This is a genomic window from Citrobacter sp. Igbk 14 (assembly GCF_028069825.1).
Lineage (GTDB): Bacteria > Pseudomonadota > Gammaproteobacteria > Enterobacterales > Enterobacteriaceae > Citrobacter.
The window spans coordinates 1-11,701 of record NZ_JANEWM010000090.1; the positions used below are offsets into that span (position 1 = coordinate 1).

The 11,701-nt window shown below is 50.0% G+C and carries 11 protein-coding genes; all 11 read left to right on the top strand.

What is annotated here, in order from left to right:
• Window positions 1-413 precede the first annotated feature (413 nt).
• On the top strand, window positions 414-794 hold the full coding sequence (gene atpI, locus NNN64_RS21520) for a F0F1 ATP synthase subunit I (protein WP_045449005.1): 381 nt from the start codon (window positions 414-416) through the stop codon (window positions 792-794).
• A gap of 8 nt (window positions 795-802) precedes the next feature.
• Window positions 803-1,618: a F0F1 ATP synthase subunit A gene (gene atpB, locus NNN64_RS21525; RefSeq protein ID WP_005121454.1), complete on the top strand. Its 816-nt coding sequence runs from the start codon at window positions 803-805 to the stop codon at window positions 1,616-1,618.
• A gap of 46 nt (window positions 1,619-1,664) precedes the next feature.
• Window positions 1,665-1,904, top strand: a complete 240-nt coding sequence (gene atpE / locus NNN64_RS21530) for a F0F1 ATP synthase subunit C (protein ID WP_000429386.1) — start codon at window positions 1,665-1,667, stop codon at window positions 1,902-1,904.
• Between the two features lie 59 nt (window positions 1,905-1,963).
• A complete protein-coding gene (gene atpF, locus NNN64_RS21535; RefSeq protein ID WP_040232304.1) occupies window positions 1,964-2,434 on the top strand; it encodes a F0F1 ATP synthase subunit B in 471 nt (156 codons plus the stop codon).
• 14 nt (window positions 2,435-2,448) lie between these two features.
• A complete protein-coding gene (gene atpH, locus NNN64_RS21540) occupies window positions 2,449-2,982 on the top strand; it encodes a F0F1 ATP synthase subunit delta (protein WP_005121457.1) in 534 nt (177 codons plus the stop codon).
• Between the two features lie 12 nt (window positions 2,983-2,994).
• Window positions 2,995-4,536 carry a F0F1 ATP synthase subunit alpha gene (gene atpA, locus NNN64_RS21545; RefSeq protein WP_003827026.1) on the top strand — a complete coding sequence of 514 codons (1,542 nt, stop codon included), beginning with the start codon at window positions 2,995-2,997 and terminating at the stop codon, window positions 4,534-4,536.
• Between the two features lie 50 nt (window positions 4,537-4,586).
• Window positions 4,587-5,450 (top strand): F0F1 ATP synthase subunit gamma, encoded by an 864-nt coding sequence (atpG, locus tag NNN64_RS21550; protein WP_005121458.1) that lies wholly within the window; start codon window positions 4,587-4,589, stop codon window positions 5,448-5,450.
• A 26-nt stretch (window positions 5,451-5,476) separates the two neighbouring features.
• Window positions 5,477-6,859: a F0F1 ATP synthase subunit beta gene (gene atpD, locus NNN64_RS21555; RefSeq protein WP_003023806.1), complete on the top strand. Its 1,383-nt coding sequence runs from the start codon at window positions 5,477-5,479 to the stop codon at window positions 6,857-6,859.
• A gap of 20 nt (window positions 6,860-6,879) precedes the next feature.
• Window positions 6,880-7,299 carry a F0F1 ATP synthase subunit epsilon gene (locus NNN64_RS21560; RefSeq protein WP_005121460.1) on the top strand — a complete coding sequence of 140 codons (420 nt, stop codon included), beginning with the start codon at window positions 6,880-6,882 and terminating at the stop codon, window positions 7,297-7,299.
• Window positions 7,300-7,957: 658 nt separating this feature from the next.
• The gene (glmU, locus tag NNN64_RS21565; protein WP_271442714.1) at window positions 7,958-9,328 is read left to right on the top strand and encodes a bifunctional UDP-N-acetylglucosamine diphosphorylase/glucosamine-1-phosphate N-acetyltransferase GlmU; all 1,371 of its coding nucleotides are present in this window, start codon (window positions 7,958-7,960) and stop codon (window positions 9,326-9,328) included.
• 306 nt (window positions 9,329-9,634) lie between these two features.
• On the top strand, window positions 9,635-11,464 hold the full coding sequence (gene glmS / locus NNN64_RS21570) for a glutamine--fructose-6-phosphate transaminase (isomerizing) (RefSeq protein WP_005121462.1): 1,830 nt from the start codon (window positions 9,635-9,637) through the stop codon (window positions 11,462-11,464).
• Window positions 11,465-11,701: the final 237 nt, after the last annotated feature.

The window sequence follows — 11,701 nt, forward strand, 5'->3', positions numbered from 1 at the left end:
GTGTTAATTATTTATTATAAATGTCAATGAGCGGTTTTTTTGTTGTTAGGGGCTATTTCTAAAATAGTGACGGTTTTTACGCTTAAATATCAAAAAGATGAAAAGGCATCATTTGCCACGTAAATTAATTGAGCGAAGGTGAATATGTTCAATATGTGATCTGGTGCACGCTTTGTCGCCAGTGTTTACGCGGTATTTGCAGTTTTGCATGATCGTTCACAGTTTGCCAAAAAGTAATAAATGTGGCCTGGAGAAAAATATTTAAACATTTATTCACTTTTTAGCTACTTATTGTTTGAAATCACGAAGGCGCACCGTATAATTTGACCGCTTTTTGATGCTTGACTCTAAGCCATAAAGAACGTTTTATACGACACGCGGCATACCTCGAAGGGAGCAGGAGTAAAAACGTGATGTCTATGTCGCTCTTGAGTCGAAACGTTGCTCGTAAGCTTCTGCTCACACAGCTTCTGGCGGTAATAGCAAGTGGATTGCTGTTTAGCCTCAAAGACCCTTTCTGGGGCATCTCCGCATTGTGCGGGGGATTGGCAGTGTTACTGCCTAATATGTTGTTTATGATATTTGCCTGGCGTCACCAGGCACATACACCAGCAAAGGGCCGAGTGGCCTGGTCGTTCGCTTTCGGCGAAGCCTTCAAGGTGTTAGCGATGCTGGTTTTGCTTGTGGTGGCGTTGGCGGTTTTGAAGGCGGTGTTCTTACCGCTGATCGTTACGTGGGTTTTGGTGCTGGTGGTTCAGATACTGGCACCGGCTGTAATTAACAACAAAGGGTAAAAGGCATCATGGCTTCTGAAAATATGACGCCGCAGGAATACATAGGGCACCATCTGAATAACCTTCAGTTGGACCTGCGTACTTTCTCGCTGGTAGATCCGCATAACCCCCCAGCCACCTTCTGGACGCTCAATATTGACTCCATGTTCTTCTCGGTGGTGCTGGGTCTGTTGTTCCTGCTTATGTTCCGTAGCGTGGCCAAAAAGGCAACCAGCGGCGTACCAGGGAAATTTCAGACCGCGATTGAGCTGGTAATCGGCTTTGTTCATGGCAGTGTCAAAGACATGTACCATGGCAAAAGCAAGGTTATCGCACCGCTTGCCCTGACGATCTTCGTCTGGGTCTTCCTGATGAACCTGATGGATTTACTGCCAATCGACCTGCTGCCGTATATTGCTGAGCATATACTGGGCCTGCCGGCGCTGCGCGTAGTTCCGTCTGCGGACGTAAACATCACCCTGTCGATGGCGCTGGGCGTGTTTATCCTGATTCTGTTCTACAGCATCAAAATGAAAGGCATCGGCGGCTTCGCGAAAGAGTTGACGCTGCAGCCGTTCAATCACTGGGCGTTCATTCCTGTCAACTTAATCCTTGAAGGGGTAAGCCTGCTGTCCAAACCAGTTTCTCTTGGTCTGCGACTGTTCGGCAACATGTACGCTGGTGAGCTGATTTTCATTCTGATTGCTGGTCTGTTGCCGTGGTGGTCACAGTGGATTCTGAATGTGCCGTGGGCCATTTTCCACATACTGATTATCACGCTGCAAGCCTTCATCTTCATGGTTCTGACGATTGTCTATCTGTCGATGGCGTCTGAAGAGCATTAATTTACCAACACTACTACGTTTTAACTGAAACAAACTGGAGACTGTCATGGAAAACCTGAATATGGATCTGCTGTACATGGCTGCCGCTGTGATGATGGGTCTGGCGGCAATCGGTGCTGCGATCGGTATCGGCATCCTCGGGGGTAAATTCCTGGAAGGCGCAGCGCGTCAACCTGATCTGATTCCTCTGCTGCGTACTCAGTTCTTTATCGTTATGGGTCTGGTGGATGCTATCCCGATGATCGCTGTAGGTCTGGGTCTGTACGTGATGTTCGCTGTCGCGTAGTAAGCGTTGCTTGAATTAAGAGCAATATCAGAACGTTAACTAGATAGAGGCATTGTGCTGTGAATCTTAACGCAACAATCCTCGGCCAGGCCATCGCGTTTGTCCTGTTCGTTCTGTTCTGCATGAAGTACGTATGGCCGCCATTAATGGCAGCCATCGAAAAACGTCAAAAAGAAATTGCTGACGGTCTTGCTTCTGCTGAACGAGCACATAAGGATCTTGACCTTGCAAAGGCCAGCGCGACTGACCAGCTGAAAAAAGCGAAGGCGGAAGCTCAGGTAATTATCGAGCAGGCAAACAAACGCCGCGCTCAGATCCTGGACGAAGCTAAAACTGAAGCAGAGCAGGAACGTACTAAAATCGTGGCACAAGCGCAGGCGGAAATTGACGCCGAGCGTAAACGTGCTCGCGAAGAGCTGCGTAAGCAAGTTGCTGTCCTGGCTGTTGCTGGCGCCGAGAAGATCATCGAACGTTCCGTGGATGAAGCTGCTAACAGCGACATCGTGGACAAACTTGTCGCTGAACTGTAAGGAGGGAGGGGCTGATGTCTGAATTTATTACGGTAGCTCGCCCCTACGCCAAAGCAGCTTTTGACTTTGCCGTTGAGCACCAAAGCGTTGACCGTTGGCAGGATATGCTGACGTTTGCCGCTGAGGTGACGAAGAACGAACAAATGGCAGAGCTTCTCTCTGGCGCACTGGCGCCGGAAACGCTCGCTGAGTCGTTTATCGCAATCTGCGGTGAGCAGTTAGACGAAAGCGGTCAAAACCTGATTAAGGTAATGGCTGAAAATAACCGTCTTAATGCGCTCCCGGATGTTCTTGAGCAGTTTATTCACCTGCGTGCAGCCAGTGAGGCTATCTCTGAGGTAGAAGTCACTTCTGCCAATGCACTGAGTGATGAACAGCTTACGAAGATTAGTGCAGCGATGGAAAAACGTCTGTCACGCAAAGTTAAGCTGAATTGCAAAATCGATAAGTCTGTAATGGCAGGCGTAATCATCCGTGCGGGTGATATGGTCATTGATGGCAGCGTACGCGGCCGTCTTGAGCGCCTTGCAGACGTCTTGCAGTCTTAAGGGGACTGGAGCATGCAACTGAATTCCACCGAAATCAGCGAACTGATCAAGCAGCGCATTGCTCAGTTCAGTGTTGTGAGTGAAGCTCACAACGAAGGTACTATTGTTTCTGTAAGTGACGGTGTTATCCGCATCCACGGTCTTGCTGACTGTATGCAGGGGGAAATGATCTCTCTGCCGGGTAACCGTTACGCTATCGCACTGAACCTGGAGCGCGACTCCGTAGGTGCAGTTGTGATGGGTCCGTACGCTGACCTCGCCGAAGGCATGAAGGTTAAGTGTACGGGTCGTATTCTGGAAGTTCCGGTTGGCCGTGGCCTGCTGGGTCGTGTGGTGAACACTCTGGGTTCCCCAATTGACGGTAAAGGTCCGGTTGATAACGATGGCTTCTCGCCAATCGAAGTTATCGCACCAGGCGTAATCGAACGTCAGTCCGTAGATCAGCCGGTACAGACCGGTTATAAATCCGTTGATGCCATGATCCCAATCGGTCGTGGCCAGCGTGAGTTGATCATCGGTGACCGTCAGACCGGTAAAACCGCGATGGCAATCGATGCCATCATCAACCAGCGTGACTCCGGCATCAAATGTGTGTACGTGGCTATCGGCCAGAAAGCGTCCACCATTTCTAACGTGGTTCGTAAACTGGAAGAACATGGCGCACTGTCCAACACCATCGTTGTTGTGGCGACCGCGTCTGAATCTGCTGCACTGCAATACCTGGCACCTTATGCCGGTTGCGCAATGGGCGAATACTTCCGTGACCGCGGTGAAGATGCACTGATCGTTTATGATGACCTGTCCAAACAGGCTGTTGCTTACCGTCAGGTTTCCCTGCTGCTCCGTCGTCCACCAGGACGTGAAGCATTCCCAGGCGACGTATTTTACCTCCACTCCCGTCTGCTGGAACGCGCATCCCGCGTTAACGCGGAATACGTTGAGAAATTCACCAATGGTGAAGTCAAAGGTAAAACCGGCTCCCTGACCGCGCTGCCGATTATCGAAACCCAGGCGGGTGACGTTTCTGCGTTCGTTCCGACCAACGTAATTTCCATTACCGATGGTCAGATCTTCCTGGAAACCAACCTGTTCAACTCCGGTATTCGTCCGGCAGTTAACCCGGGTATTTCCGTATCCCGTGTAGGTGGTGCAGCGCAGACCAAGATCATCAAGAAACTGTCCGGTGGTATCCGTACCGCTCTGGCACAGTATCGTGAACTGGCAGCGTTTTCTCAGTTCGCTTCCGACCTTGACGAAGCTACGCGTAAGCAGCTGAGCCACGGTCAGAAAGTAACTGAACTGCTGAAGCAGAAACAGTATGCCCCAATGTCTGTTGCACAGCAGGGTGTGGTGCTGTTTGCGGCTGAACGCGGTTACCTCGAAGATGTGGAACTGGCGAAAATCGGTAGCTTCGAAGCGGCTCTGCTGGCTTACGTTGACCGTGATCACGCTCCGCTGATGCAAGAGATTAACCAGTCCGGTGGCTATAACGATGAAATCGAAGGCAAGCTGAAAGCTATCCTCGATTCCTTCAAAGCAACCCAGTCCTGGTAACGTCTGGCGGTCTGTCTTAGGACGGACCGCAAGGCATTGAGGAGAAGCTCATGGCCGGCGCAAAAGAGATACGTAGTAAGATCGCAAGCGTCCAGAACACGCAGAAGATCACTAAAGCGATGGAGATGGTCGCCGCTTCCAAAATGCGTAAATCGCAGGATCGCATGGCGGCCAGCCGTCCTTATGCAGAGACCATGCGCAAAGTGATTGGTCACCTTGCGAATGGTAATCTGGAATATAAGCACCCTTACCTGGAAGAACGCGACGTTAAGCGCGTGGGCTACCTGGTGGTGTCGACCGACCGTGGTCTGTGCGGTGGCTTGAACATTAACCTGTTTAAAAAGCTGCTGGCGGATATGAAAACATGGTCCGATAAAGGCGTTCAGTGCGACATCGCAATGATCGGCTCAAAGGGCGTGTCTTTCTTTAATTCCGTAGGCGGTAACGTGGTTGCTCAGGTAACCGGTATGGGGGATAACCCTTCCCTGTCCGAACTGATCGGCCCGGTTAAAGTGATGCTGCAGGCCTACGATGAAGGTCGTCTGGACAGACTGTACGTTGTCAGCAACAAATTTATTAACACCATGTCTCAGGTTCCGACTCTCACTCAGCTGCTGCCTTTACCGGCTTCAGAAGATGAAGAGTTAAAACAAAAAGCCTGGGATTACCTGTATGAACCAGACCCGAAACCGCTGCTGGATACCCTGCTGCGTCGTTACGTTGAATCTCAGGTTTATCAGGGCGTGGTAGAAAACCTGGCCAGCGAGCAGGCCGCACGTATGGTGGCGATGAAAGCCGCGACCGACAATGGCGGCAGCCTGATTAAAGAGCTGCAGTTGGTATACAACAAAGCTCGTCAGGCCAGCATTACTCAGGAACTCACCGAAATCGTCGGTGGTGCATCCGCGGTATAACCAGGTTAATTCGTAGAGGATTCAAGATGGCTACTGGAAAAATTGTCCAGGTAATCGGCGCCGTGGTTGACGTCGAATTCCCTCAGGATGCCGTACCGCGCGTGTACGATGCTCTTGAGGTTATGAATGGTAAAGAGAGCCTGGTGCTGGAAGTTCAGCAGCAGCTCGGCGGCGGTATCGTACGTACCATCGCCATGGGTTCTTCCGACGGTCTGCGTCGTGGTCTGGAAGTTAAAGACCTCGAGCACCCGATCGAAGTCCCGGTAGGTAAAGCAACTCTGGGTCGTATCATGAACGTCCTGGGTCACCCGATCGACATGAAAGGCGATATCGGTGAAGAAGAGCGTTGGGCTATCCACCGCGCAGCACCTTCCTACGAAGAGCTGTCCAGCTCTCAGGAACTGCTGGAAACCGGCATCAAAGTTATCGACCTGATGTGTCCGTTCGCTAAGGGCGGTAAAGTTGGTCTGTTCGGTGGTGCGGGTGTAGGTAAAACCGTAAACATGATGGAGCTTATTCGTAACATCGCGATTGAGCACTCCGGTTACTCTGTGTTTGCGGGCGTAGGTGAACGTACTCGTGAGGGTAACGACTTCTACCACGAAATGACCGACTCCAACGTTCTGGATAAAGTATCCCTGGTTTATGGCCAGATGAACGAGCCGCCGGGAAACCGTCTGCGCGTTGCGCTGACCGGTCTGACCATGGCTGAGAAATTCCGTGACGAAGGTCGTGACGTACTGCTGTTCGTCGATAACATCTATCGTTACACCCTGGCCGGTACGGAAGTATCCGCACTGCTGGGTCGTATGCCATCAGCGGTAGGTTACCAGCCGACCCTGGCGGAAGAGATGGGTGTTCTGCAGGAACGTATCACTTCTACCAAAACCGGTTCTATCACCTCCGTTCAGGCGGTATACGTACCTGCGGATGACTTGACTGACCCATCCCCAGCAACCACCTTTGCTCACCTGGATGCAACCGTGGTACTGAGCCGTCAGATCGCTTCTCTGGGTATTTACCCGGCAGTTGATCCGCTGGACTCCACCAGCCGTCAGCTGGATCCGCTGGTTGTTGGTCAGGAACACTATGACACTGCGCGTGGCGTACAGTCCCTGCTGCAGCGTTATCAGGAACTGAAAGACATCATCGCCATCCTGGGTATGGATGAACTGTCTGAAGAAGATAAACTGGTGGTAGCTCGTGCGCGTAAGATCCAGCGCTTCCTGTCCCAGCCGTTCTTCGTTGCGGAAGTATTCACCGGTTCTCCGGGTAAATACGTTTCCCTGAAAGACACCATCCGTGGCTTTAAAGGCATCATGGAAGGCGAATACGACCACCTGCCAGAGCAGGCGTTCTACATGGTTGGTTCTATCGACGAAGCCGTAGAAAAAGCCAAAAAACTTTAACGCCTTAATCGGAGGGTGATATGGCAATGACTTACCACCTGGACGTCGTCAGCGCAGAGCAACAAATGTTCTCTGGTCTGGTCGAAAAAATCCAGGTAACGGGTAGTGAAGGTGAACTGGGTATTTTCCCGGGTCACGCACCGCTGCTCACCGCCATTAAGCCTGGTATGATCCGCATCGTTAAACAGTTCGGTCATGAAGAGTTTATCTATCTGTCCGGCGGCATTCTTGAAGTGCAGCCTGGCAACGTGACCGTACTGGCTGATACCGCGATTCGCGGTCAGGATCTCGATGAAGCGAGAGCCCTGGAAGCGAAACGCAAGGCTGAAGAGCATATTAAGAGCTCTCATGGTGACGTGGATTACGCTCAGGCATCTGCGGAACTGGCCAAAGCGATCGCGAAACTGCGCGTTATCGAGTTGACCAAAAAAGCGATGTAACACCGGCTTGAAAATACGAAAACCAGTCTGCTAGCAGGCTGGTTTTTTTTTGCCTGTGTTTTAGATATTTTGAAACTGAAAAGGTGTTTTGATTTTATGTGATCTGCATCACATAACTATTGATCGATTAAAAAATGAAGCGTAGACTTGTTTTTGTGATGTATGTCACATAATTAACTCAGATAAAAACGGGATACCAACATGAAATTGTTCAACAAAATCATCGCCCTTTTCAGCAGTATGGACGTTTAGTCATACCTGTCTGTTATGTGGCGCGAGGCTTCACATCGTTGAGAGCAAGCGCCATTTATTTAGCTCCTTACCCTCTTGTTTGTACACTCCTCCTCTCCCCCTAATTGTTACCTTCTCCATTTTTCTGCTTGTCACTGAATCATATAAAAAAATCGTGCGTTGCTTACCCAATTCTTTATTCATGGGGCAAAAAAATAGCAAAAACATTAACCTAAGGCTTTAATAAGAGCATGCTCCTGGTTTTTGGGAGACAAAAGGCGCCGATATAGTCGAAAATAGTGAGTTAATAGTTAGGGATTTTCCCCTATTGAACGTTTTATCTTCGGCCCATTTCATGATGAAAAAAATGTAGTATTTTCAATGTGAAAGGGTATAAATTCGTTCTCAAATGACAGTCAGGATGTGTATGTTGAATAATGCTATGAGCGTCGTGATCCTTGCCGCAGGCAAAGGTACACGTATGTATTCCGATCTTCCTAAAGTGCTGCACACTCTCGCAGGAAAAGCGATGGTGCAGCATGTTATTGATGCCGCTAATGAATTAGGCGCAACTCATGTACACCTGGTCTACGGGCATGGTGGTGATTTGCTTCAGCAGACGTTGAAAGATGGCAATCTGAACTGGGTTCTGCAGGCAGAGCAGTTGGGAACCGGTCATGCAATGCAGCAGGCTGCACCGTTCTTTGGTGATGACGAAGACATTTTAATGCTTTATGGCGATGTGCCGTTAATCTCCACCGAAACGTTACGCCGCCTGCGCGATGCTAAACCTCAGGGTGGTATTGGCTTATTAACCGTAAAACTGGACGACCCAACCGGCTATGGGCGCATTACGCGTGATAACGGCAAAGTTACTGGCATCGTTGAGCACAAAGATGCGACCGACGAGCAACGCCAGATCCAGGAAATTAACACCGGCATCCTGATTGCCAATGGCGCTGATATGAAGCGCTGGTTGTCGAAACTGACCAACAACAACGTGCAGGGTGAATATTACATCACCGATATCATTGCGATGGCGTACCAGGAAGGTCGCGAAATTGCTGCGGTACATCCGGCACGTATTAGCGAAACCGAAGGGGTGAATAACCGTCTTCAGTTATCCCGTCTTGAACGTGTCTATCAGTCCGAACAAGCTGAGAAACTGCTGTTAGCAGGCGTTATGCTGCGCGATCCAGCACGTTTTGATCTTCGCGGTTCGCTTATTCACGGGCGCGATGTTGAAATTGATACTAACGTTATCATTGAAGGCAACGTAACCCTTGGCGATCGCGTCAAGATTGGTACTGGCTGCATTATCAAAAACAGCGTAATTGGCGATGGCTGTGAGCTTAGCCCGTACAGCGTGGTGGAAGATGCCCATCTGGAAGCGGCCTGTACTATCGGGCCTTTTGCGCGTCTGCGCCCAGGCGCTGAGCTGCTGGAAGGTGCGCACGTGGGTAACTTCGTCGAAATGAAAAAAGCGCGTCTGGGTAAAGGTTCTAAAGCGGGTCATCTGACGTATCTCGGCGACGCTGAAATTGGCGATAACGTGAATATCGGCGCGGGTACGATCACCTGTAACTACGATGGCGCTAATAAGTTTAAAACCATTATTGGCGATGATGTTTTTGTCGGTTCTGATACTCAGCTGGTGGCTCCCGTCACCGTGGGTAAAGGCGCGACGATCGCTGCCGGAACCACAGTGACGCGTAATATTGCTGATAACGAACTCGTATTAAGCCGTGTACCTCAGGTCCATAAACAGGGCTGGCAGCGTCCGGTGAAGAAGAAGTAATAATTTTTGCCTGATGGCGGTTTTGCCTTATCCGGCCTACGTGCGGCGACGTTTTGTAGGTTAATAAGTGCTTACGCTATCAGGCAGACAGGAGATGAGGGGATAACATAATCCTCCACTCTAAAAGCAGTACCTATAAAAATAACCCCACTCTCTACAAGGCTCGGGGCACCCGGAATACGGGGATTACCCAAAGTTTTTCGTGCTGTAGCAAGCGTAACCAACGTAGCTACGGAGTGAAAGACGAAGGGGAAACAGGTTGACCGACAACGACAGGCACAATGCCTAAATTCGGAATCAAAAAATATGTGTGGAATTGTTGGCGCTATCGCGCAGCGTGATGTAGCTGAAATCCTTCTCGAAGGTTTACGTCGTCTGGAATATCGTGGTTATGACTCAGCCGGCCTGGCTGTTGTTGATGCTGAAGGTAACATGACCCGTCTGCGTCGTCTGGGTAAAGTTCAGATGCTGACTGCTGCAGCGGAAGAACATCCGTTACACGGTGGTACGGGTATCGCCCACACCCGCTGGGCAACACATGGCGAACCTTCAGAAGCGAACGCGCATCCGCATGTTTCTGAGCACATTGTGGTGGTGCATAACGGCATCATCGAAAACCATGAACCGCTGCGTGAAATGTTGAAAGCGCGTGGTTACACCTTCGTATCTGAAACGGACACCGAAGTGATTGCTCACCTGGTGCACTGGGAGCTGGAACAGGGCGGTACACTGCGTGAAGCGGTACTGCGTACTATTCCGCAATTGCGCGGCGCATACGGTACGGTGATTATGGATACCCGTAATCCTGAAACACTGCTGGCGGCGCGTTCTGGTAGCCCGCTGGTTATCGGTCTGGGCATGGGTGAAAACTTTATCGCTTCCGACCAGCTGGCGCTGCTGCCGGTAACCCGTCGCTTTATCTTCCTGGAAGAAGGTGATATCGCCGAGGTAACGCGTCGTTCAGTCTCTATTTTTGACAAGACTGGCGCTGAAGTAAAACGTCAGGATATTGAATCTAATCTGCAATATGACGCGGGCGAAAAAGGTATTTATCGCCATTACATGCAGAAAGAGATCTATGAGCAACCGAACGCGATTAAAAATACGCTGACCGGGCGTATCAGTCATGGCGAAGTGGATTTAAGTGAGCTTGGTCCTAATGCCAACGCGTTGCTGTCTCAGGTTGAGCATATCCAGATTATTGCCTGCGGTACGTCATATAACTCAGGCATGGTATCCCGTTACTGGTTTGAGTCGCTGGCTGGCATTCCCTGTGATGTGGAAATTGCTTCTGAGTTCCGTTATCGCAAATCCGCTGTGCGTCGTAACAGTCTGATGATTACTCTGTCTCAGTCCGGTGAAACGGCGGATACCCTGGCGGGTCTGCGCTTATCTAAAGAGCTGGGCTATCTGGGGTCGCTGGCAATCTGTAACGTTCCTGGCTCTTCTCTGGTTCGTGAATCTGACCTGGCGATGATGACAAATGCCGGGACCGAAATCGGCGTGGCCTCAACGAAAGCATTTACCACCCAGCTGACAGTTCTGTTGATGCTGGTGGCGAAGCTGTCTCGTCTGAAAGGGCTGGATGCGTCTATTGAACAAGAGATTGTTCACGGGTTGCAGGCGCTGCCGAGCCGTATTGAGCAGATGCTGTCACAGGACAAACGTATTGCTGCACTGGCGGAAGACTTCTCTGACAAACACCATGCACTGTTCCTTGGTCGTGGTGATCAGTACCCTATTGCGCTGGAAGGCGCCCTGAAGCTGAAAGAGATTTCTTATATTCACGCAGAAGCGTATGCCGCTGGTGAACTGAAGCATGGTCCGCTGGCGCTGATTGACGCTGATATGCCGGTTATCGTGGTTGCACCGAACAATGAGTTGCTGGAAAAACTGAAATCCAACATTGAAGAAGTGCGTGCCCGTGGCGGCCAGTTGTACGTCTTCGCTGATCAGGATGCAGGATTTATCAGTAATGAAAATATGCACATCATCGAGATGCCGCATGTGGAAGAGGTGATTGCACCGATCTTCTATACCGTTCCGCTGCAGTTGCTTGCGTATCACGTCGCGCTGATTAAAGGTACTGACGTGGATCAGCCGCGTAACCTGGCAAAATCGGTTACTGTTGAATAAATTTTTGTTGTAAACCTTAAAGGGAGTTGCCGTAATGGTAACTCCCTTTTTTTGTTTAAAAACAGAACAGTCGCATTAAATGTTCATTTTTTGGTGGAATAAATAGTGCTTGTTGTTTGTCAGTTGTATTTGTTAAAAATAGTAAGCTATAAAATCTGTTGTGAATAAATTTATTCTGAAAAAATGCTTTGTTAATGTTATTCTGAATGGCGACGTGTGTTATCATTTGTTTTATAT

Excerpts from the sequence above, each read along its gene's own strand:
- atpI (WP_045449005.1), top strand. The coding sequence starts at position 414 with ATGTCTATGTCGCTCTTGAGTCGAAACGTTGCTCGTAAGCTTCTGCTC.
- atpB (WP_005121454.1), top strand. The coding sequence starts at position 803 with ATGGCTTCTGAAAATATGACGCCGCAGGAATACATAGGGCACCATCTG.
- atpE (WP_000429386.1), top strand. The coding sequence starts at position 1,665 with ATGGAAAACCTGAATATGGATCTGCTGTACATGGCTGCCGCTGTGATG.
- atpH (WP_005121457.1), top strand. The coding sequence starts at position 2,449 with ATGTCTGAATTTATTACGGTAGCTCGCCCCTACGCCAAAGCAGCTTTT.
- atpA (WP_003827026.1), top strand. The coding sequence starts at position 2,995 with ATGCAACTGAATTCCACCGAAATCAGCGAACTGATCAAGCAGCGCATT.
- atpG (WP_005121458.1), top strand. The coding sequence starts at position 4,587 with ATGGCCGGCGCAAAAGAGATACGTAGTAAGATCGCAAGCGTCCAGAAC.
- atpD (WP_003023806.1), top strand. The coding sequence starts at position 5,477 with ATGGCTACTGGAAAAATTGTCCAGGTAATCGGCGCCGTGGTTGACGTC.
- NNN64_RS21560 (WP_005121460.1), top strand. The coding sequence starts at position 6,880 with ATGGCAATGACTTACCACCTGGACGTCGTCAGCGCAGAGCAACAAATG.
- glmU (WP_271442714.1), top strand. The coding sequence starts at position 7,958 with ATGTTGAATAATGCTATGAGCGTCGTGATCCTTGCCGCAGGCAAAGGT.
- glmS (WP_005121462.1), top strand. The coding sequence starts at position 9,635 with ATGTGTGGAATTGTTGGCGCTATCGCGCAGCGTGATGTAGCTGAAATC.